This window comes from Myxococcus dinghuensis, from assembly GCF_024198235.1.
Classification (GTDB): domain Bacteria; phylum Myxococcota; class Myxococcia; order Myxococcales; family Myxococcaceae; genus Myxococcus; species Myxococcus dinghuensis.
Map to the genome: position 1 here is coordinate 441,882 of NZ_JAKCFB010000003.1, position 21,237 is coordinate 463,118.

General features: G+C 69.0%; 22 protein-coding genes. 3 read left to right on the plus strand and 19 right to left on the minus strand.

Annotated features, from left to right (window positions below):
* Window positions 1-110: 110 nt before the first annotated feature.
* From LZ198_RS06745 to LZ198_RS06815, 15 genes are all read right to left on the minus strand, one after another.
* Window positions 111-857 carry a hypothetical protein gene (locus tag LZ198_RS06745; protein ID WP_253971112.1) on the minus strand — a complete coding sequence of 249 codons (747 nt, stop codon included), beginning with the start codon at window positions 855-857 and terminating at the stop codon, window positions 111-113.
* Window positions 854-1,081 (minus strand): hypothetical protein, encoded by a 228-nt coding sequence (locus LZ198_RS06750; RefSeq protein ID WP_253971042.1) that lies wholly within the window; start codon window positions 1,079-1,081, stop codon window positions 854-856. The genes LZ198_RS06745 and LZ198_RS06750 overlap by 4 nt, the downstream gene beginning before the upstream one ends.
* Window positions 1,078-1,893, minus strand: a complete 816-nt coding sequence (locus tag LZ198_RS06755; protein ID WP_253971043.1) for a hypothetical protein — start codon at window positions 1,891-1,893, stop codon at window positions 1,078-1,080. The genes LZ198_RS06750 and LZ198_RS06755 overlap by 4 nt, the downstream gene beginning before the upstream one ends.
* Window positions 1,890-2,705: a hypothetical protein gene (locus LZ198_RS06760; RefSeq protein ID WP_253971044.1), complete on the minus strand. Its 816-nt coding sequence runs from the start codon at window positions 2,703-2,705 to the stop codon at window positions 1,890-1,892. The genes LZ198_RS06755 and LZ198_RS06760 overlap by 4 nt, the downstream gene beginning before the upstream one ends.
* Complete coding sequence (locus LZ198_RS06765; RefSeq protein ID WP_253971045.1) at window positions 2,668-3,843, minus strand: TadE/TadG family type IV pilus assembly protein; 1,176 nt, start codon at window positions 3,841-3,843, stop codon at window positions 2,668-2,670. The genes LZ198_RS06760 and LZ198_RS06765 overlap by 38 nt, the downstream gene beginning before the upstream one ends.
* A gap of 8 nt (window positions 3,844-3,851) precedes the next feature.
* Window positions 3,852-5,909, minus strand: coding sequence for a Tad domain-containing protein (locus LZ198_RS06770; RefSeq protein ID WP_253971046.1), 2,058 nt, complete (start codon window positions 5,907-5,909; stop codon window positions 3,852-3,854).
* Between the two features lie 15 nt (window positions 5,910-5,924).
* On the minus strand, window positions 5,925-6,908 hold the full coding sequence (locus tag LZ198_RS06775) for a TadE/TadG family type IV pilus assembly protein (RefSeq protein ID WP_253971047.1): 984 nt from the start codon (window positions 6,906-6,908) through the stop codon (window positions 5,925-5,927).
* A gap of 102 nt (window positions 6,909-7,010) precedes the next feature.
* Window positions 7,011-8,474 carry an anti-sigma factor family protein gene (locus tag LZ198_RS06780; RefSeq protein WP_253971048.1) on the minus strand — a complete coding sequence of 488 codons (1,464 nt, stop codon included), beginning with the start codon at window positions 8,472-8,474 and terminating at the stop codon, window positions 7,011-7,013.
* Window positions 8,471-9,103, minus strand: a complete 633-nt coding sequence (locus tag LZ198_RS06785; protein WP_323382070.1) for an RNA polymerase sigma factor — start codon at window positions 9,101-9,103, stop codon at window positions 8,471-8,473. The genes LZ198_RS06780 and LZ198_RS06785 overlap by 4 nt, the downstream gene beginning before the upstream one ends.
* Window positions 9,104-9,184: 81 nt before the next feature.
* Window positions 9,185-9,592, minus strand: a complete 408-nt coding sequence (locus LZ198_RS06790) for a DUF2085 domain-containing protein (protein ID WP_253971050.1) — start codon at window positions 9,590-9,592, stop codon at window positions 9,185-9,187.
* Window positions 9,561-10,616 (minus strand): ABC transporter ATP-binding protein, encoded by a 1,056-nt coding sequence (locus LZ198_RS06795; protein WP_253971051.1) that lies wholly within the window; start codon window positions 10,614-10,616, stop codon window positions 9,561-9,563. The genes LZ198_RS06790 and LZ198_RS06795 overlap by 32 nt, the downstream gene beginning before the upstream one ends.
* Window positions 10,613-11,638: an ABC transporter ATP-binding protein gene (locus LZ198_RS06800; protein ID WP_253971052.1), complete on the minus strand. Its 1,026-nt coding sequence runs from the start codon at window positions 11,636-11,638 to the stop codon at window positions 10,613-10,615. Before LZ198_RS06800 ends, LZ198_RS06795 begins: the two co-directional genes overlap by 4 nt.
* The gene (locus LZ198_RS06805; RefSeq protein WP_253971053.1) at window positions 11,635-12,639 is read right to left on the minus strand and encodes a GspE/PulE/PilB domain-containing protein; all 1,005 of its coding nucleotides are present in this window, start codon (window positions 12,637-12,639) and stop codon (window positions 11,635-11,637) included. Before LZ198_RS06805 ends, LZ198_RS06800 begins: the two co-directional genes overlap by 4 nt.
* 9 nt (window positions 12,640-12,648) lie before the next feature.
* Window positions 12,649-13,413: a GspE/PulE/PilB domain-containing protein gene (locus tag LZ198_RS06810; RefSeq protein ID WP_253971054.1), complete on the minus strand. Its 765-nt coding sequence runs from the start codon at window positions 13,411-13,413 to the stop codon at window positions 12,649-12,651.
* Window positions 13,414-13,473: 60 nt separating this feature from the next.
* A complete protein-coding gene (locus LZ198_RS06815; protein WP_253971055.1) occupies window positions 13,474-14,304 on the minus strand; it encodes a DUF4292 domain-containing protein in 831 nt (276 codons plus the stop codon).
* Window positions 14,305-14,347: 43 nt separating this feature from the next.
* On the opposite strand from LZ198_RS06815, the gene LZ198_RS06820 reads away from it, so the two are divergent.
* Entirely contained in the window at window positions 14,348-15,079 is a 732-nt protein-coding gene (locus LZ198_RS06820) for a MotA/TolQ/ExbB proton channel family protein (RefSeq protein ID WP_253971056.1), read from the plus strand.
* 18 nt (window positions 15,080-15,097) lie between these two features.
* A complete protein-coding gene (locus tag LZ198_RS06825) occupies window positions 15,098-15,550 on the plus strand; it encodes an ExbD/TolR family protein (protein WP_253971057.1) in 453 nt (150 codons plus the stop codon).
* Window positions 15,551-15,682: 132 nt separating this feature from the next.
* On the opposite strand, the gene LZ198_RS06830 is transcribed toward LZ198_RS06825, so the two are convergent.
* The 4 genes from LZ198_RS06830 to LZ198_RS06845 all read right to left on the minus strand — a co-directional run bounded on the left by LZ198_RS06830 (window position 15,683) and on the right by LZ198_RS06845 (window position 19,874).
* A complete protein-coding gene (locus tag LZ198_RS06830; protein ID WP_253971058.1) occupies window positions 15,683-17,527 on the minus strand; it encodes an acyl-CoA dehydrogenase in 1,845 nt (614 codons plus the stop codon).
* A gap of 184 nt (window positions 17,528-17,711) precedes the next feature.
* Window positions 17,712-18,407: a MaoC family dehydratase gene (locus tag LZ198_RS06835; RefSeq protein ID WP_253971059.1), complete on the minus strand. Its 696-nt coding sequence runs from the start codon at window positions 18,405-18,407 to the stop codon at window positions 17,712-17,714.
* Window positions 18,407-18,856, minus strand: coding sequence for a MaoC family dehydratase N-terminal domain-containing protein (locus LZ198_RS06840; protein WP_234070579.1), 450 nt, complete (start codon window positions 18,854-18,856; stop codon window positions 18,407-18,409). Before LZ198_RS06840 ends, LZ198_RS06835 begins: the two co-directional genes overlap by 1 nt.
* Window positions 18,857-18,872: 16 nt before the next feature.
* Window positions 18,873-19,874: an NAD(P)H-dependent amine dehydrogenase family protein gene (locus LZ198_RS06845; protein ID WP_253971060.1), complete on the minus strand. Its 1,002-nt coding sequence runs from the start codon at window positions 19,872-19,874 to the stop codon at window positions 18,873-18,875.
* A gap of 238 nt (window positions 19,875-20,112) precedes the next feature.
* Between LZ198_RS06845 and LZ198_RS06850 the strand changes: the two genes are divergently transcribed.
* Window positions 20,113-21,228 carry an HD domain-containing phosphohydrolase gene (locus LZ198_RS06850; RefSeq protein WP_253971061.1) on the plus strand — a complete coding sequence of 372 codons (1,116 nt, stop codon included), beginning with the start codon at window positions 20,113-20,115 and terminating at the stop codon, window positions 21,226-21,228.
* The last annotated feature ends 9 nt before the right edge of the window (window positions 21,229-21,237 follow it).

The following is a 21,237-nucleotide window of genomic DNA, read 5'->3' on the forward strand; positions in this document are numbered from 1 at the left end:
TCGTCCGACGCGGAACGTGGCCCCCTCCGGCCATGGGCCACCGCGTCATGAGGTGGGCAGAGACTGGCCGACTCCCGGGTCGAGGGCAACACCCACGTTTCCCGAGCGTCTCAGGGAATATTCGAAGAGGGGGTCGGAGGCGCCGCGGGCAGGTCGGGGTTGTAGAGGCCGCGCAACACCAGGTCCTGGCCCCGGTCATCCGGCAGCAGGGCGGGTTTGCCTCCCTTCAGCCCCACCATCCGCAGGCTGAAGCCGATGCCGTCCGGCGTCACGAAGGCCCAGAGGGTGCCTGGAATCATCGGCTCCGGCTTCGCCTCCTCGGACTCCAGCCACTTGAGCTGCATGGGCAGCGGCTTGAAGTCCTGCGTGCGGAAGACGTCGTCACGAGGCGTCGCGTTCGCCAGCGCCTGTTGCCAGGCGGAGGGCTCCACGGGCACCTCTCCGTGGGCCTGGAGTTCTTGAATCATGGTGAGGTGGACGCGCCGGGCGACCCGCAGGATGGCCAGGTTTCCGGACTCCTCGGAGCGGTTCTCCATCAGCCCCCGCCCGTTGCCGCCCGCCACGGTGCCCGCCACGCCCAGCAGCACGACGGCGGAGGCCCACAGCGGGGCCGAGCGTCCACGCAACAGCGCGAGGCCGATGGCCAGCCCCCCCACCGCCGCGACCACGGCCCCCGCGAGCAGCGGCACCCGGGGTGCCGCGCCCGCATGGAACGGCTGGTTCAGCGCCAGCAACAGGTGCTCCCACTCCGGCCGCGCCACCACCAGCACCCCCGCGGTCATCGCGAGGAAGATGACCGCATGAATCAGGCGCAGCGCCAGAGGCGAGCGCGCCGCGGCAACGCTTCGGGTCGTCACGGGAACGGCAGGTTCAGCACGAAGTAAAAGGAGTCGTAGTAGATCTGGTACGACTGCATGAACAGGTCGATGACGTTGGACTGCACGTCATCCGTCCACCGGATCTTCACGGACGCGCCGATGATGAGCGCGACCACGAGCACCCAGTTCAGGATGGAGTACTCGACCATGGCCTGCCCACGGGGGGCGCGGGCGCGCGAGCGCGGCGTCTTCATGGAGTTCATGGCTGCTTCTCCGGTGCTTCGGAATCCTTGGAAGGCTCCCCGGTCGGCAGGTCCGGGAAGACACGGTCCGCATACTCGAGCTGGACCTTGGGCAGGTTGGGGGGCGGCATCAGCATGCGCGGCTTGGCGTCGATACCGTACTCCGCCACCTCCATCGAGTGGGCGATGCCGGGAATCTCGATCTTCGCCAACTGGAGCAACGGAATCTCCCGGCTGAGCCACATGCGCTTGACGACGGTGCGCTTCACCATCAGCTCCAACTGCACGGCCGTCACCGTGCCCGCCAGCGTCATCAGGCGCGTCTCCTTGCCCGAGCGTAGCACGGGCTTCAGACCCGCGGGCAGCGGCGGCTCCTTGTCGTCCTCCGGGTCGGGCTTGCCGCTCTCGGCGGCTTCCTGCCCCATCTTCTTCATCACGTGCGCCAGCGCCTCGTCCGAGTACTCCTGGGGACGGCTGAACGGACCCCCGATGTAGAGACGGGTGATGGCGTCGAAGTTGATCTGCTCGCCCTCGCGCGCCACCAGCATGCGCATCTGCATGAGCGGCGACTTCATGGCCGGGTGGGTTCCCGCCTCCATCTCGACCCATGTCGCGTCGCGGCCGAGCTTGTCCTTCTCCTCCCCCACCACCGCCATGCGCCAGTAGTACACGCGCATGCCGCCACCATCGAAGCGGTAGGTGACCCAATCCCCCGCCTTCGCGCTGCGCACACCCTTGGCGAAGTGGGACATCACCTGCGCGGCGGCGTTGTCCTGCGCCCGCGCGGGTGCCGCCACCAGGAGCAGCACGGCCGCCAGCATCAGCCCCTTCATCGCCCCTTGCCCTCCGCCTTCGCCTTCGCCTTCTGCTCCTGCTCCCACGCCTCGCGGCTCTTGCGGACCGCGTCGTCGTTGGGAACGGCGTCGATGCGATCCGAGCCCACCCACGTCTGCACCACCGCCGTCATCCCCTCGTCCACCTGGGACAACGTGGTCATCACCTGCTCGCCCTTGCGCGCGTGCTCCATGGTCACCTGTGTGGTGCCTCCCAGCTTCGTCGCCGTGTGCCGCACTGGCTCGAAGCCCTGGCGCGTCAGCTCCCCGGACACCCGCTGCTGCACGTCCGACAGGTCACCCGCCACCAGCGACGTGCGGTTCTGCGAGCCACCCGGGTCGTCCCGCGTCGCCAGGTCCTGGCTGTAGACCGTGCCCTCGAGCTTCACCAGCCCCTTGGGCGCCGCCTTCGGAGGGCGCGTCCACAAGTCCCGGAGCGCGGTGAAACCCACCGTCTTGCCCTGGTGCATGCGCAGCACGACGCCGCGCTGGAGTCCTTCGCGCGTGAAGAGCGCGGAAACCACCGCCTCCTCCTCCAGGTCCCCTTCGACGACCGTCGGATAGCCCTCGTCCCGCCACTTCTGGGCGAAGTACGCGGCCACCTTCTTCATGGGGTCCGTGGTCGTGAAGTACGCCAGGCGGTAGTACTCGCCGCCAATCACGAGGTCGCTGCCGATGCGCGTGTGGAGGGTGCCCGGGTACACGGGCAGCTCCTGCTCGGCCGCCGCTGGCGTCGCCGCCAGCAGCACGAGCAGGAGCAGGCCTCCCAGCGCGCTACTGCATGCAGCGGATCTTGTCGTCCTGCTCGTCATGGCTCGTGGCCTCTTGCGGGCCCGTTCCGTCAGAAGGGTCGTCCGCCATGGCCTTCTTGCAGCCCATGAAGTGCGGACCCCGTGCCTGGAACAGCTGGATGTAGGCGCTCTTCTCGTACGACATCTCGTCGCGGAAGGGGGCGGTGTCGAAGCAGTCGGGGCGGTCATGGTCCAGCAGGTCCCTCATCGCATGCAGACCGCTGCTGGCTGTCGCATCGTAGGTGGTGAGACCGTTGCACTTACTCTTCTGCTGGGGATCGATACCGTAGTTGCGCGCCACGACAAAGGTGCCGAAGAAGTTCGGCAGGAAGCTCCCCAGGAAGTCGAGCACACCGCCGATACCCAGGCCCGACATCACGTTGCCCAGGCCGAGGAACTTCATCCGGCCCACCTGCTCGTAGATGCCGTGGGGCTGGCTGCCCGAACGGTGGTTACCCGCGCGGCGATCCCGAACCACCGCATCGCCACCGTCCGGCATGTGCCAGCCGTTCGCGTACATGGAGTACTTCGCCTTCAGCGGGATGCTGGCCAGGTTCTGACCACCGAACGTGTCCGACTTGAAGAACCCGCCGGGACCGGTGCCCTCGTCCAGGTAGCTCTTCGGGAGGATGACGTTCTCGAAGTTCATCTGGACGGCGGACTCCACCCAGCCCTTGTTGTTGAAGCCCCACGTGTTCAGCAGGGCCCCCGCGCCGCCATTGACGGCGCCGAGGATGGCGCCAGCGAAGCCGCCGCCCTCGCTGGTGCTGCCGGGGAGCATCCCGGACTCGATGAAGGGGATCTCCTTGTTGGTGATGGTGCCCTGCACGCCGGAGTAGCGGACGATGAGGCCCGCCAGGGGCGCGTTGGGCTCCACGGAGTCCATGTCCTTGAAGCGCTCGATCAGCTCGTCGCTGGTCTCCTTGCGCGCGACCTCGAAGGCCGAGTCGTGGTTGCCCTTGGCGAAGTCGGACAGCGTGTAGCTGGTCATCTCCCAGACGGCGTAGCGCGCCATCTCCTGGAGCTTCAGCTTCGCCCTCACCAACTCCGTGAGGTACATGCTGAACATGAGGATCATCACGAGGACCGGCACGGAGAGCGCGAACTCGACCGTGGCGGCACCTCGACGGGACCTCTGGCGAATCTTCGGGGAGCTCATCGCAGTCCTCAGTGGGTGATGATCTTGGAGCCCAGGCCCTGGATGGGACCGGGGAGCGCGTCAATCATCGGACCAATGGCCGGCAGCTGGTTGCGCCCCTGGAACACGGAGGCCAGGCGCGGGCGCCAGTACGGGTTGAAGAAGTTCGGCTGCTCCGTCCAGTTGCCCGGGCGGTGGTAGTACGTCTGGCCGCGCGAGATGACGTTGAGGCCCTCGACGAGGCTCAGGAACTTCTTGCGGTTGTTGAGCATCTCCAGGCCCTCGGTGTCGGGCGTGAAGGCGAACTTCACCTTGCCTCCGTCGTTGAGCAGCGCGGGAGCGTTGGTCCCCGTGCCATCGACGTTGCCCTTGTTCACGATCTCGTCCGGCGACTTGTTCAGCGCCACCCAGGCGGAGGGCTGGTTGAAGTCCTTCTCACGCGTCTCCACCTTCTGGATGTTCGCGTTCGAAGTGGGGTTGCAGAACTTGTCGTTGTACTGGCCGGGCTCGAAGTGCATGAAGGGCGTCACGCCACCCCACGGGTGGTTGCCGTCCTGGGCGGGGCGCACGTTGGCCGTGTACACGCTCACCTTGAACCAGCAGATCAACAGCTGGAGGACGCAGACCTTCTCCTCGTGGATGCCGACCTGGCGCTCGGGGCCGCTCGGCGCGCGGTGGTTGCTCCAGCCCTCGCTGTTCTGCGGGTAGTGGATGCGCCAGTGCACGCCGCCCTTCTTCGAGCCGGAGTCCGTGTCGTTGAGCGCCCACACGCTGGGCTTCATCGTGGCCTGGAAGGGCAGCTTGGTGCTTCCCTTGTCGTTGAGGCCCTTGCGGTTGTCGCCGAAGCAGCGCGTGTACGGGTCCTTGTTGTTGCAGGACAGCGGGTTGTCCGCCTTGCCCACGCCCACGTCGATCTCCGCGGGGCCGAGCTTCAGCCAGTAGAGGTCGTCGGCGCCCATGTTGTCGCCCTGCGCCGTCATGCCCCAGGGGTAGAGGTTGTCATTCCAGTCGCGGATGTAGTTGCGCGAGTTGATGACGTTCTGGGCCCTGGGGAACGTCGCGGACAGCATGCGCGTCTGCCCCATCTTCTTGAACTCCATGATGCCGGGGGCGTTCACGCCGTTGTTGAGCATGTCGCGCAAGAACCCCAGCGCGTCCGGCAGCGGGAGGACGTCACCCAGCTCACGCGAGGTGGTGAAGCGCTCCGGGCAGATGCCACCAGAGTGGTCACACGCGTAGCGCGTGCCGTTGGTGATGCCACCCATCGAGCGCTTGGCGCGGGCGATCGGATCGTTCGCATCCTTCTTCGTCACGTCCAGCGCGCCGAAGGGGTTCTTCCACGTGCCCGGATTGAGGGGCTTGCCACCCGCGGCGCCGCTGTGCGCCTGGCTGAAGAGACACTGGCTGTAGATACCCGTCGCCAGCTGGCTCGCCATCGAGTTCAGGTTCTTGTCGTTCGCGTCGAGCACGCCCTGCGTGGTCTGCGTCACGTGCGTGGACGCGGACATCATCACCGCCTGGGACGCGAAGTAGAGCACGCCGTTGAGCACACGGTGCGCGGGGATCAACATCCTGCCGATGATCCTGTCCGGGTTCGCCGCCTTGATGACCTGCTGGAGGGGCTGGAGGAACGCCGTCTTGTAGAGCGACATGATCTTGTTGACGGCCTTGATCACCTGCCCCACATACGGAACCACTTCGAGGATCGGACACAGGACGATCCACAGCTTCTTGCGTTTGCCCGCGCACGGGTTGAGCGTCTTCATGAACCCGAACAGGTCCGTGAAGAACGCCTCGGCGGAGTAGATGAGCGACAGCAGCGAGTGCCACATCATCGCCGACACGTAGTGCGAGACCTGGGTGCGGTTCGCGTACGCGTAGAAGTTGAAGGCGCGCGCCTCCATGGCCGCCATGGAGTATGCGGCCGCGTCCGAGGTGTTCTGCAGACGCACGCGCTCCGTGACGGTGTGACCGATGTTGACCGTGGTCAACACCGCGATGGACATCACCAGGACCATCAAGGCGGCCAGGATGAGGGCCTGGCCTTCCTGACGGCGGAAGCTCTGTCGGAGGATCTGGGTGAACATGGTGCGGGCTTCCTCTTACATGCCCCAGTCGGGGTTGAGGTGCATGACCCACTTCCGGTGGAAGTTGGACTGCATGCGCATGGTGTATGTCGAAGTCAGCGGGATGAAGTAGCGCTTGCCCACGAGACTGGAGACGAGGGGGATGCTGCCGGTGGCGAGCCCCCAGAGGACCCACATCTCCGCGGGGTACATCGAGTCGTAGCCCTTCTCGTGTTCGATGCCCTTGCCCAGCGCCGCCAGGGGCGTGATGTTGCCATCCGCCATCATGTTGGCCTTGGGGACGATCGTCGCGCGGTCGATGGCGCCATGGAGCGCGACCTTCGCGTTGGAGGCGTACCACGCCGTGAAGATGATCCAGTTCGCGAACGGGATCTTCATCTCGTAGAAGTAGCGCAACCGGATGGTGAGGCGCGTGGCCTTGCGGTAGACGATCTCCGAGTCGTCCGGCTCCGGCAGGTTGAAGAACTTGCGGATCTTGTTCTCCAACGAGGGGACTTCCGGGAAGCTGTCGGCGCCGTCGAAGTCGAGCTCCTGCCAGTTGTAGCCCGAGCGCAGCTTCCAGATGGTGTCGATGGGCGTGAAGTACGCCGGGTTGATGGTGTCCACGCGGATGAGGCCGAACAGGTTCGAGCCGTTCACCGTGCGCGGCACCACGCCACCACCGAAGTTCAGCGTGCGCATCGCCGAGTCGTAGATCTGGTGGATGGCGAAGGTCTTGGCCAGGTTGCCGATGTCGTCGGTGCGGCCCAACGTCGGCAGCAGCGCGACGATGGCCGCGTCATGCATGCGCTCGTTGTTGCCGTTCCAGACGATACCGGCTCGCGCCGCCTGGTACGCGGCGTACTCGGTCATCAGCTTGGCGTGCTGGATCAGCGTGAGCTGGATGATCCCCAGCGTCATGAAGACGGCCAGCGGCATGATCATCGCCGCTTCCACCGCCGCCTGGCCAGATTGCCTTCCGGCCGCCCCCCGCGACCGCGAGTCTCGTTCCTGTCCCATGCCACCCATTATCCCGATCGCCACCCCGCTTACGCATCGGTCAAATGGACAGACCTGCGCTTACCTTTCCCCTCTTTTCAATTCCTGGGAAAGCGGGCGGCGTTACTCCGTGGGCTGAGAAGGCGCGGCCGGTGCCTCGAGGGCGCCATCCTGCCGCATCAGCCGGGAGCGGGCCACCTGCGCCGCGCTGGAACCCGGCGCCTCCGACAGGACCTGGTTGCAGGCGGCCTGTGCCTCCCGCCGTCGCCCCAGTGCAAACTCCGCGTCACACAACCGGTTGAGGAGGCCCAGACGCTCCGTCCCAGAGGTCTCCACGGAGAGCGCCTGGCGAAGCAGGTTCACCTCCAGCTCCCGGTTCCCCGAGCGCCTCGCGTCCTGCGCCTGGCGGGAGAGTTCCATCGAGGAGGGCCTCCCACCTTTGTCCGCATCCTGCGGAGGAGTCGCAGGGGCACCGCCCAACCGGTCATCATCCAGCTTCTTCGCGGGCAACGGGAGCGACCGGGACCTGGACGCGGTGGGCGGCAACCGGCCCCCCTTCGTCTCCACCCCACCCTGCCCCGGGATGGCCGCGGCAGGAGCACTGGGGGCCGGGCGCTGGACCGCGGCATCCCTGCGTGGAGCCTCGGCCGCCAGGGCAGGCGCGGCGGGCGGAGGTGCCATGTCGTCCGTGTCCTTCTCCATCCCGGCGAGATCGTCGAACGAGGACTCGGCCTCCTCGCGCGAGGTCGAGCCCCCCAGCCGCAAGGGCTCCCGCCGCGCCTCGGCCACGGCCACCTGGTTATCCAGGGCACCGCCTTCCACGGATTCAGGCTTCCTCGGAACGCTCTTCTCCTTCTGCCCGAGAGCGGGCGGGTCCGAGACCGACTGCCCCGAAGCCTTGGACTTCGCCGCGGCGCCACCACGAGGCCCCTGGGCCACCGCCCCACTCAGTCCTCCGCCGCTCCCAGCGCTCTCCCAGCCCTCGGCCCGGCCAGACTCGAGCTCCGCCTTCGCCCGCGTCGACGAAGCCTTCTTCGCATACGACTCCTTGGGGGCTTCGCCGTCGAACGGCTCGGCATGCGCCGGGGCTGGCGCCATGGCCATCGCCATGGGTGCCTCAGCCGGGGCCGGGGGCGCCGCGGAGGACGTCGGGTGGCGCGCTTCGGGGGGAACGGCCTCGGCGACCTGGCGGCTCAGGTCCGCGTTGGTGCGGAGCGCGAGCGGAGCCTCGGCGACCGGCGCCACGCTGCGCAGGGCGAAGACACCGACCATCGCCACCGACGCGAGCCCCATGACGGGAAGCAGCCACCGGCGCCAACGCGAGGGCGCTGGAGCCGGCCCCTCCGCGGCGCGACGCGCGGCCTGCTGCGCATAGGCCAGCAGCGAGTCGAGTCCCGCGTCGGGGGCACTCTCCGTCGACAGGTGGGCCATGGTGACGCGCACCCCCCGGATGTCGGCGAGCGCCTGGGTGCAGCGGGTGCAGCCCTGCAGGTGTGCCTCGACGGCCTGCGCGTCCGGTGCGGCCAGTTCGCCGTAGGCGAAGTCGAGGAGCCGGTCCTCGTGCGCATGGAGGTTCTGCGGCTTCATCCCACCACCGTCCTTCCATCCTCGGCCAGGTCGCCGTCCACGCCCAGCTCCGCCAGGCGCCGGCGCAAGCCATCGAGCGCGTACCGCATGCGGCTCTTCACCGTGTTCTCCGAGACGCCCGTCACCTCGGCGATGTCCTTGAACGGGATGCCGCTGTACTCGCGGAGGATGAAGACCTCGCGCTGCTCGTCCGGCAGCGACGCCAGGGCCCGCTCCAGCAGGGGGCGCAGGCGCGCGTTGTGGGCGCCACGCTCGGGGCTCGCCCCCGCGTCCGGCAGCGCCTCGCCCAGCGCCCGGCCCTCGTCGCCGTCCGCCCCGTTCACCGGGGCCTCCAGCGACGCGGCCTGGCGGTAGCTCTCTTTGCGCGCGCTGTCCACACAGAGGTTCCTCGCGATTGTGTAGACCCACGTCGTGAAGCGGGCCTTCGCCTGGTATTCGCCGGCGCTGCGTACCACCTTCAGCCACGTCTCCTGCAGGACGTCCTCGGCCCGTGCGCGGTGCCCGACGAAGCGAAGGATGAAGTTGAACACCGGTGTCCGATGCCTTCGCACCAGCACCTCGAAGGCACGAGCATCCCCCGCCTGGAAGGCGAGCATCAGCCGCTCGTCTGAGGTTTCCGGTCCCAACACTCCCCCATCGCTCGTGGAGCCACGCTCACTTCGGCCCACCCTCAACCCGTGCCCTCTTAACGGGCGACGGCTCGCGGCGGTCTATCCAGGACGTGGCCTCTGGTAAGTGGCGAGAATGACAGGGAGCGCGACCGCTGTCACCAGCCCCGCCTGCGCCAGGAGCACGACGGGCAGCGGCCGCTGGAGGTGGACGTGGAGCGAACGGCCGAGCGCCAGACCCAGCAGGACACCCGTCGCCGTGCGCACCGCGTTGGAACCCGAGACCGGACGGAAGCGTCCCACCGCCCAGTCGACGAGCGCCGGCAACGTGAGCAGGAGCACCGCGGGCACGTCGAACGCCCAGTGGAGCGGCGCCCGCGCGGCGAAGAGGCCCACCATCGCGGCCAGCATCACCGGGTAGGTGCCCAGACACCGCGCGCACACCCGCAGCCCTCCGAGCAGGTACGTGCGGTTGTACTCATCCGGGTGATGGTGACTGAGCCAGAACACCGTCGACACCTCCTGCGGACAACGGGGCGGGCGCGGCCTGTCGAGACTCCGCCTCCGCCAGGAAGCAGGCCGCGGCGTGGCCTCCCCCCAGGGGATACAACGGCGGCGACTCGTGACGACAGCGCTCCATCGCCTGGGGACAGCGCGGATGGAAGGCACACCCAGGCGGCGGGGCCAGGGGCGACGGAGGCTCTCCCGGCACCAACAACCGGGGACGGGAATGGCCGGGGTCCGGCACCGGCACCGCGGACAGGAGCGCCTGCGTGTACGGGTGGTGAGGACGGCGGTAGAGCGCCGCGGACGGCGCCAGCTCCACGATGCGGCCCAGGTACATCACCGCCACGCGCGTGGACACGTGCTCCACGATGTTCAGGTCGTGCGCGATGAAGACATAGGTGAGCCCGCGCTCGCGCTGCAGGTCCACCAGCAGGTTGACGATCTGCGCCTGGATGGACACGTCCAGCGCGCTGATGGGCTCGTCCGCCACCACGAGGTCCGGACGCAGGGCGATGGCCCTCGCGATGCAGAGCCGCTGTCGCTGCCCGCCGGAGAACTCGTGCGGCTGGCGCCCCATCGCCTCGCGCGGCAGCCCCATCGCGTCCAGCAGCGCCGCCACCTCGCGCTCGCGCTCACCGGGGCCTCGGGCCAGGCCATGGATGTCGAACGGCTCCCCCAGGATGTCTCGAACCGTCATGCGCGGGTTGAGCGACGCGTAGGGGTCCTGGAAGACGAGCTGCATCCGCCGGCGCAGCGGACGCAGCGCGCGCTGGGACATCCGGGTGAGGTCCTGCCCGTCGAAGCGGACATGGCCTTCCGTGGACGGGACGAGCCGCAGCAGGGCACGCCCCAACGTGCTCTTGCCACAGCCGCTCTCCCCCACCAGCCCCAGCGTCTCGCCTCGCGCCACGTCGAACGACACGCCGTCCACGGCGCGCACCGCGCCGCGCACCCGCCCCAGCAGCCCTCCGCGGACCGGGAAGTGGACCTTCAATCCCTCCACCTGGAGCAGCGGTCCTTCCGTCATGACGCGGGCACCGGGTGGTGGCAGGCCGCCAGTTGGGCGCCCCGCTTGGGTTCGAGGACCGGCGCCACCCGCGCGCAGAGCTCCTGCGCGCGGTCGCACCGCTCCCGGAAGGCGCATCCGGTGGGCAGCCGCCCCAACGAGGGCACCATGCCGGGGATCGCCCGGAGCCTGCGCCGCGCCCCCGGAGCGCCCTCCTCCTGCCCCCGGGCCAACGCCGGCAACGAGCGCAAGAGCCCCGCGGTGTACGGGTGCGCGGGCCGCGCGAACAGCTCCCGCACCGGGGCGTGCTCGACCACCCGGCCCGCGTACATCACCACCACCGTGTCACAGCTCTCCGCCACCACGCCCAGGTCATGGGTGATGAGCATCACCGCCATGCCCCGCTCGGCCTGCAGCCGCTTGAGCAGCTCGAGGATCTGCGCCTGGATGGTGACGTCCAGCGCGGTGGTCGGCTCGTCGGCGATGAGCAGCGCCGGGTCGCACGCGAGCGCCATGGCGATCATCACCCGCTGCCGCATGCCTCCCGACAGTTGGTGGGGCCACGCGTCCACGCGCTCGCCCGGAGCGGGGATGCCCACCTGCCGGAGCATCTCCACCGCGCGCTCGCGCGCCTGCGAGCGCGACGCGCCCAGGTGAAGCCGGACGCCCTCGGCGATCTGCTCTCCCACCGTGAAGACGGGATTGAGCGACGTCATCGGCTCCTGGAACACCATGGCCGCGTGGCGACCGCGCACCCGGCGCAGCGCGTCCTGGGGCAGCGCGAGCAGGTCCTGCCCCTGGAAGAGCACCTGCCCCGCCGCGACGCGCACCGGAGGTTCCGGCGCCAGGCGCAGCACGGACAACGCGGTGAGGCTCTTGCCACAGCCGCTCTCGCCCACCACGCCGAGTGTCCCTCCCGGCGCCACGCTGAAGGACACGCCGTCCACCGCGCGCACGGGCCCTGAATCCCGAGCCAACTCCACGACGAGCCCCCGGACGTCCAGGAGGGGGCCGTCCCCGGAAGGCCGCGCCGCGCCCGTCACTTCTTGGCCAGCTCCTCCAGGAACTCCACCTCCTGGATGAGCCCCTTGCGGATGAGCAACCGGATGAGGCTGGCCACCATGCGCGCGGGCTTCACCTTCTCCGTGTCCAGCACCGCCTCGTCCCCGCGCGACATGCGCTCCAGGTCGTCGAGGATGGCCAGGTCGTCATCGGAGAAATCCGGCGTGGGCGTCAGCGCCAACGCCGGCCGCGAGCCCTTCGCCGCGCCGCCGAACATCACCACCGGGACGCGGGGCTTGTCGGCGGACGCCTCTTCCTCCTCCTCGTCCGCCTCCAGGATGGGCGGCGGGGGCGGAGGACGGGCCGCCGCGGCGCGGACGCCGAGCAGGTCGTCGAGGGCATCTCCCCCCTGCCCCGACAACGCCTCGGCGGGCGGCGGCGGGGGCGTCCCGGGACGGCGAGCGGGAGCGGCGGGGGCTGCGGGCTTCGCTGGGGGCTTCGGTGTCTCGGGCATGTCCCACTCCAACGGCGTACCAGCGGCGACCGGCGGGGGCGCGCCTGCGGCGTCGTCCTCCTCCAGCGCCATGGCCTCCACGATGTCCAACGGCTCCCCCCGGGCACGTGCCAGCGCGGCGTCCAGGTCATCCGACGCGACGACGAACACGCGAACCTGCTTGCGCAACTGGAAGCGCAGCTCGTCCACGAGGGTGAGGTCCCCCGGGTCCTCCACCGCGAGGTGGATGCGCTCGCTGCGGCCCTCCACCTCGCTGCGGAACAGCAGGACGCGGTGCTCGGACTGGAAGTCCAGCGACACGAGCGACGACACCTCGGACGGAATCTCCTCCGGCAGCTCCACGAAGGGCAGCGCGTGCTGGACCGCCAGCGCTCGTGCCACGTGGATGGGCGCGCACACGCCCTGCGCCACCAGCACCTCACCCAGCCGCTGCGTCCCCGGAGCACCCCGGCGCCCGAGCGCCACCCGCACCTGCTCCGCCGTCACGACTCCCGCCTCGACGAGCAGCTCGCCAATCTTCTTGCGCATGGGGCCGGACTACCGCTTGACCTTCGCGAGGTACTCGTCGCGAGAGAAGACACCCTTCTCGATGAGCAGCTCCACCATGGCCTTGAGCGCCGCGACCTCCTTGCGCTGGACCTCCTCCACGCTGCGCAGGAGGTCCGCCGGGCTGCCTCCTGGGGCGCTGCGGGACGGGACCTCCATGACCGGCGGCGCGGGACGGGCCGCGACGGGGGGTGGCGCGGGCTTGGGCGCGGAGGCCACCGCCGCGGCCGCCGGGTCCAGGTCCTTCAGGTTCTTCACCACCGTGCGGCCCTGGGCGTCCACCACCTTGAAGTTGGTGTCCGCGTCCTCCAGCTCCATGTTCTCTTCGTAGATGCGCGCGAAGGCCCGGGCGATGGAGGTGCGGCCCGCCACGTTGGGGACGATGCGGCACTTGGTGACGGCGCGCAGTTCGTCCAGCATGCGGACATTGAGTGGGTCCGACATCGCCACCACGAGCGTCTTGCCCTCGTCGCGAAGCTGCAACGGCAGCACGGAGAAGTCCCGCGCCGTCTGTGACGGAATCTTGGCCTTCACGTGGGCCGGCACCATCTGCACCGCGTCCAGGTTCACCGCCGGCATGCCGAGCTGCTTGGAGAGCGCTCGCACCAGGATGTCCTCGGACACGAGGCTCATCCGGACCAGGATCTCCCCCAGCTTCCCGCCCCACTTCGCCTGTTCGGCGAGCGCGGCCTTCAGCTGGCTCTCCTGGAGCACGTTCGCCTTGATCAGCAGTTCTCCGAGCTTGATCTGTGCCATGTCGTGGGGGCCACTCTACCCGACTCCGGCGTCCGCGCTCCTTCTTCCGTGCCTGCCAGGTCAGGAACCCGGCGCCGGGGGCGGAGTCGACTCGGGGGGCGGCGCGGCCAGTTCGCGCCCCGCGTCATCCACCTCCACCACCTTCGCCCCCTCCGGGGGAGCGAGGTCGTAGAGCGTCAGGTCCGGGCGCCCGTTCAGCTTCACCTGCTGGTAGCGCAGCTGGATCTTCGTCTTCGCCTGCGAGGCGATGAGCTCCACGCGCCCGGGGAAGATGAGGTTGCCGCGCTCGAGGAAGTCGTCGAAGGCCAGGTCGTAGCCCGGCACGCCGCGCACCTGGCTCTTCACCACGCGCAGGTACTTGGGGTGAACCTGTAGCACCTGGGTGGCGGGGCCGCGGAAGAGCGTCAGCACGTAGACCCCTTCCTTCATGTCCATCTCGAGCGTCATCCGCTCCGGCGGGAGCAGCGGCACCTGGCCGAGCATGATGGCCACCAGTTCCTCGCCCGGCAGCACCACCGGCAGGAACCGCGACACGTTCTGCGGGCTCGCGGGTCCCTGGTAGTAGGTATTCGTCTGGGCCTGATACAGGCCGAAGCGCGTGCCGTCCGCCACCAGGGAGGCGAGCGGCCGGTTGAAGAAGTCGAAGGTCTCCAGGTGGAGCAGCCCCGGCCGCGTCACGGACAGAAACATTCCGAGGGTGCCGCTCTGCTGGGGCGAGTCGACGTGGAGCTTGGCGTCGCCCTCCAGGGACGCGACGTTGTCCTGGTTCTGTCGGACGCGTTGGAAGACCTGCTCGGCGTCGGTGAGCTGGCCTTCCGGACCGAACTCGATGCGCTTGGGGCAGGCCGAACAGAGCACTGCCAGGAAGATTGCGGCGGCTGCGCGGTTCATATCATCTAGTCTGGGCCATGGCGCCCTGCCAGGTCACCCACCAATGAGCCTGAACGACATCCTCCATTACCTCCGCCTCGGCGGCGTCACCCTGGCCCTGCTGCTGCTCGCCTCCGTGGGCGCCCTCATCGTCGCCGTCGAGCGCTTCATCGCCCTGTGGGGCGTGAGCGAGCGCTCCCGCCTCCTGGGCGAGGCAGTCAACAAGCACCTGCTGCGCGGCGACGTCGCGGCAGCCCGCACCGCGGCCGAGCGCTCCGACGCCGTCGCCGCCGACATCTTCCTGGCGGGCTTCGACCGCTGGGAGCGCACGCGCACGTCCGGTGGCGCGGGCGTGGAGGCCGCCGTCGAGCGCGAGCGGGCCCAGGTGGGCCTGCGGCTGCGACGCAACCTGTGGATCCTCGCCACCATCGGGTCCATCACCCCGTTCGTGGGCCTGTTCGGCACCGTGGCGGGCATCATGCGCTCGTTCAAGGACCTGGGCCTCGACGTGTCGTCCGGCGGCACCGGCGGCACCGGCGCGGTGATGACCGGCATCTCCGAGGCGCTCGTCGCCACCGCGGTGGGCATCCTCGTCGCCGTGCAGGCGATGGTCTTCTACAACTACTTCCAGGCCCGGCTGTCGCGCGTGCAGGTGGAGCTGCGGCTGTTGGGCGACGAGTTCGCGGAGCTGCTCAAGGAGCGCGCCAGCAGCCCCCCGCCTCCGCCGGAGCCCGTCATCTCCCGGGACTCGCAGCCGCCGGCCACCGCGACCCGCGTGGACACGCAGCCCGCCTAGGGCCAGGGAGCACGCACCATGGGCATGGGCAAGACACCGGGGTCCAACGAGGACGGCGACGAGGGCGTCTTCGCGGAGATCAACATCACCCCGCTCACCGACATCTTCCTCGTGCTGCTCATCATCTTCATGGTGACCAGCTCCGTCATCGTGCAGCAGGGCCCGGGGGGCGGCGCCAAGTCCGGCCTCAAGGTGAACCTGCCCAAGGGCGGCGCCGCGGACGTCACCGCCCGCACCACGGACATGTCCGTGGCGGTGCTCGCGGACGGACGCTTCATGGTCGCCGGCAACGTCGTCAGCGAGGAGGAGCTGAAGAAGTCCTTCGAGGACGCCAAGCAGAAGGACCCGGACACCGTGGTCATCGTCCAGGCGGACGAGGGGGTCCCCCACGGCACCGTGGTGCAAGTGATGGAGCTGGCCAAGAAGGCCGGCCTCGCCCAGCTCGCCATCGGCGTGCGCGAGGGCGAATAGCCCGCCACGCCGAAGCCACACCGACCTCCTGGAAACACGAAGGCCACCGCGGGCACTCGCCCCGGTGGCCTTCTCCGCGTCTGGCCCGGGAGGGGAACCCGCGCGGGCGCTCCCCTCCGGCCGACGCCGACCTCAGACGGACGCGAACATCCCGTCGGTGATGTCCATGGGCGACGTGTCCTCGATGGCGATGAGGCGCGCGGCCTGCTCCACGCCGGGCAGCACGTTGCGGGCGTAGAAGAGGGCGCTGAACTTCTTGCCCTCGTAGAAGGCGCGGTCCGGGTGGTCCGCGGACAGGTCCGCCTTGGCCTTCTCCGCGATGAGCGCCGCGTCGAGCAGCAGCCAGCCCACGGCGACCTCGGACATCATCGTGAGGAAGCGGTTGGCGGACAGCGGGATCAGCGGGAACTTGGCGCCGTCCTGCGACCAGCCGAACACCGTCATCGCGCTGGACATCAGCGCCTCCTGGGCGCTGGCGAGCGTCTTCACCGCGTCGCCGTACACGGGGTGCTCGCGGTACGATTCGATGAACGCGCCCACGTCGCCCATGAACTGCTGGAAGTGCGAGCCGCCGGCCTGCCCCAGCTTGCGGCCCACCAGGTCCATGGCCTGGATGTGGTTGGTGCCCTCGTAGATGGAGAAGATCTTCGAGTCACGCGTGTACTGCTCCACCGGGTAGTCCTGGATGTAGCCCGCGCCGCCGTAGACCTGGATGGCCTGCGCGCAGAGGCGGAAGGCCTGGTCGGAGCCGTACGACTTCACCAGCGGGGTGAGCAGCTCCACCTGGCCCTTGTGGTAGGTGGCCGCCTCGTCGTCCTTGCCGGCCAGTTGCCGCGCCTTGTCCGTGTGCATGGCCAGCTTGATGACCAGCGCGCGGATGCCCTCCACGTGGGACTTGATGTCCAGCAGCATGCGCCGGACGTCCGGGTGCTCGATGATGGCGGCGCGCGGCGCGGTGGGGTCCTTCCACTTGGTGAAGTGGGAGCCCTGCTTGCGGTCCTTCGCGTAGTCCAGCGCGTTGAAGTAGGCGGCCGCCGCCAGCGCGACACCCTGGATGCCCACGGCGATGCGCGCGCCGTTCATCATCTTGAACATCTGGCTCATGCCGACGTGCTCGACGGTGCCGACGAGCTCGCCCAGACAGCCGTCGTTCTCACCGAAGTTCAGCACACACGTCGCCGAACCGTTGATGCCCATCTTGTGCTCGATGGAGCCCACGGTGACGTCGTTGGCCTGGCCGGACGAGCCGTCCTTGTTGATGCGCAGCTTGGGGACGATGAAGAGCGACAGGCCCTTGGTGCCGGGGGACGCGCCGTCGATGCGCGCGAGGACCAGGTGGATGACGTTCTCCGCCATGTCGTGGTCGCCGCCGGAGATGAAGATCTTCGTCCCCTTGATGTTGTACGTCCCGTCGCCGTTGCGGCGCGCGGTGGACTTGGCCGCGCCCACGTCCGAGCCGGCGTGCGGCTCCGTGAGGCACATGGTTCCGCCCCACGTGCCGTTGAGCATGCGCTCCACGAACAGGTGCTGCTGGTCCTTCGTGCCGCACTCGGCGATGACCTCGGCCGCGCCGAACGACAGGCCCGGGTACATGTTGAAGGCCGTGTTGGCGCCCGACAGCAGCTCCTCCACCGTCACCTGCAGCATCATCGGCGCGCCCTGGCCGCCGTGCTCCGGGCTCACCGACACCGTCTTGAAGCCCTGCTCGTAGAGCTTCTTCCACGCGTCCTTGAAGCCCGTCGGCGTGAGGACGGAGCCGTTCTCCACCCGGCAGCCCTCGCGATCGCCCACCGAGTTGAGGGGCCCGAGGACCTCGCGCGCGAAGCGGTAGGTCTCCGTCAAGACGGCCTTCGCCTCGTCGGAGCCCCAGGCGTCATAGGGCGCCTGACCGGCCACCTGGCCGAAGCCGAACTGCTCGAACAACGTGAAGAAGATCTCTCGAAGGTCGGTCTTGTAGGTGTTGATGCCGGCGGACATGGCCACTCCTGCGTGACGGCTCGCTGCCCACCCCCACGCAGGAGGGTCCCGGGTCAGCGGCGCGAATGAGACACAGGAAGTGTGGCGGCGGCTGATTTTTGAGTCAACCCTGAATGACACCCCGCGTTGAGGGGGCCGGATGAGCCGCCCTCCCCACGGGGCAAGGGACCGCCATGGCCAACCGCTATTTCTTGGCCTTCCGGGCCGAGGGCAGCGTCGCCGTCTTCGCGGCGGGCTTCTCCCGAGGCGCGGTCTTCTTGGACGTGGCGCCGCCGCGGCGCTCGTCCGACGCCTCGTCGTCCTCGTCATCCTCGTCGGAGGCGGAGGGCACGTCGCCCGGAGAGGAGGCGGGCGAGGAGGCGGTCGTGGGAGCAGGCGGGGCGAGGCTCTCGCGGGGGACCTCGATGACGAGCGGGGCCTGTCCCGAGCGCTGCCGGTTCTCGTCCTCCAGCGAATAGAACAACTGGATCTGCGCGGAGCCCTTCATCACCAGCTCGCCGCGCTGGTTCTCCGCCCACAGGTCGATCTCCACGTAGTAGCGGCCGCCGGTGCCGTGGCGGTTGCTCACCCGCCCCTTGCAGACCACGGTGTCGCCGGGCCAGACCATCTTGATGAAGCGCACGTTGTAGCGCCGCATCTGGCCGCCGCGGGCCCAGTCGCTGATGAGCTGGCCGAGCATGCCCATGACCAGCATGCCCGGGGCATACACGCTCGGCATGCCCACGCTCTTGGCGTAGATCTCGTCGACGTGGACGGGGTTGAAGTCGCCGGAGGCGCCCGCGTAGCGCGAGAGCTGGACGCGGTCCACGGGGGCCTTGGCCAGTGCCGGCAGCTCGTCGCCGACACGGATGGACTCGAAGTAGAGCTTGCGCGCGGGCATCACGGCGTCTCCTTGGCGGCGCGGACCACCAGCGTCCGGCGCGCGCGGAACACGAGATTGCCTTCCTCGTCGCGGCCCTCGTCCTCGATGACCGCGATGTCCATCTTCCCGGACATCCCCTGCCGCTCGGACACGTCCGCGACGCGGGTGGAGACGTAGATGCGGTCCCCGGCGAAGATGGGCCGCTCGTAGTCGAACCCCTGCTCGGCGTGCAGCAGGCTCTTGATGCCTACGCCCAGGAGCTCCCGCAGGTCCGCCGCCGAATGGAACGAGGCAGGGAACGTGGGAGGCGCGATGATGGTGGGATAGCCCGAGGCGCGCGCGTACTCCTCATCGTAGTAGATCGGGTTGTAGTCGCCGATGGCCTCCGCGAAGCGGCGGATGGCACCCTTCTCCACTTCGTTGAGCGTCGGCGGCGAGGCGCGGCCGATCGCGTTCTTGTCCAGCATTATCCCTCTCCTGACTCTAACGTCCGGCCGGAAGCTCGAGCACTGTGAGGAGCCCTGCTTCGGCGGCCGTCAAGCGTGGCGCGGCATTCACCAGCGCATTCGCGGTGGCCCGGTCGCCCGCCACTCCCCCCGGGATTTCCAACACCAGTCGAGGATCCGCGTCGATTTCGATGCGGTCCTTCGGTTCATCCGCCCCCACGGCGATGGTCAGCTCCAGTCGCACCCGCTCCTGCCCGTCCTCCAACCCCACGACCGACTGGAACATGCCCGCCACACGTCCCTTCTTCACGGCAAACGCGCCGCCGGAGATGTCCTCCTCCGCGAAGACAGGGGCTACCTCTTCCTCGTAGTCGTCGCAATCCAACCCGAGGCCCAGGGCCGCGAGTGCCGCGGACTCCACCAGGCCCACGTGCCCGAGCTGCTCACCATCCACCAACTCGAAGAATTCCTCTTCCGTCAGGCCCGCGCCCACCTTGCGCTGCAGGGCCTCTCGGCGCGTGCGCGCGTCCACCACCCGCGTCACCGTCACCCGCCGCACCGGGCCGCAGACCTGTCCGGCGGTGGCCACCAGCCGGTCCAGCACGAACCCCGGGTTGACGCCCGCGCCCACCACGGACACCTCGGCGCGCTCGGCCGCGCGGTCCAGCTTGTCCGCCAGCTCCGGGTACTTCAGGTAGGGGAAGGCCAATTCCTCACAGGTGCTCGCGACGGACAGGCCCAGCTTCACCGCGGACAACAGCTGCTCCATCACCTGCGGGAGCCGCGAACCGGTGGCGTGCAGCAGCACCGCGCCCTTGCGGCGGCCCACGGCCTTCTCCAGCGAGTCCACCACCTTCACACGTGGCGCGGGACCTCCCAGCACGTCGCCCAGCGGGCGACCAACCAGGGAAGCGTGTGTATCCACGGCCCCGATGAGCTCCACCTCGGGACTGGAAAGCGCCGCCCTGGCGATCTCCTGCCCGATGAATCCCAGCCCCATCACCACCACCGGCACCGGCCCTGCTGGGGCTCTAGCCATCGGAGATTGCTCCAGGATTACAAGGGGTTAGCGTTGAAGTTCGGCGATGCCGCCCACCATAAATCACACCTTGGCGGGCAGGCAAGCACACTTGGTTCCCCGCATCTTGCGGACAGGGAGAACCTCCAAGGATTTCCGGGGCTTGCAAGCGCGGATGGGTCGTTTGGGCCTCTGTTTGGGGCCGACAGAAGGCGTGTATAACGACCCGAAGCCCGCCTCTGCCGGAGACCTCCTCAGCATGGACCGCATCCTCGTGGTGGATGACGACGTTCTCATCCTCGCCGCGCTCTCCCGGATCCTCCAGACGGAGGGCTACGAAGTGGTCAGCCACAGCGACCCTGCCCTGGCCGCTCGGGAGACAGGCTTCCACGTCGTGCTCACGGACTTCATGATGCCGTACCTCAACGGCATCGAGCTGTTGGGCGTGCTGCGCGAGAAGAACCCCAGGGCGGTGCGGCTGATGCTGACGGCGGCGGCGGACTTCCGCACCGCGTCCGAGGCCGTCAACCGGGGCGAGGTCTTCCGGCTGCTGGGCAAGCCGTGGTCGCTCAGCGACCTGACCAGCAGCGTGCGCCAGGCCTTCGAGCACTTCCGGCTGGTGGAGGCCAACGAGCGGCTCACGGCCGAGGTGGCCCAGAAGAACGCGGAGCTGGTGGCCATCAACCAGGACCTGGAGCGGCGGGTCGTGGAGCGCACCACGGGCCTGCTGGACGGGCTCATCAGCGCGCTGGACTACCGCGACACGGAGACGCAGTGGCACTCGCGTCGCGTGTCGCTCTATTCGCGGCGGCTGGCGGAGGAGGTGGGGCTGACGGGCGCGGCGCTGGACGTGGTGGAGCAGGGCGCGCTCCTGCACGACATCGGCAAGATTGGCGTGCGGGACTCCATCCTGCTCAAGCCCGGGCCGCTCACGCCGGACGAATGGGTGGAGATGCGCAAGCACCCGGAGTTCGGCTACCGGATGATGGCGAAGATGCCGTACCTGCACGAGGCGGCGACCATCGTCCTGCAGCACCAGGAGCGCTGGGACGGCAAGGGCTACCCCCAGGGGCTGGCCGGCGAGGACATCGGCATCGGCGCGCGCATCTTCTCCATCGCGGACACCGTGGACGCCATCACCTCCGACCGCCCCTACCGCAAGGGACGGCCCATGAGCGTGGCCCGGGAGGAGATCCGCCGGTGCGCCGGGACGCAGTTCGACCCGACCCTGGCCGAGGCCTTCCTCAACGTCCCGGAGACGGAGTGGCAGCGCATCCGCCACCAGGTGGAGTCCATGGAAGCGGACGAGTTGGAGCGGTGGCACCGCCATCCGCTCGGCCCGCCCGCGCCGCTGGCCCGCGCCAGCGGCGGGTGACGCGCCCCG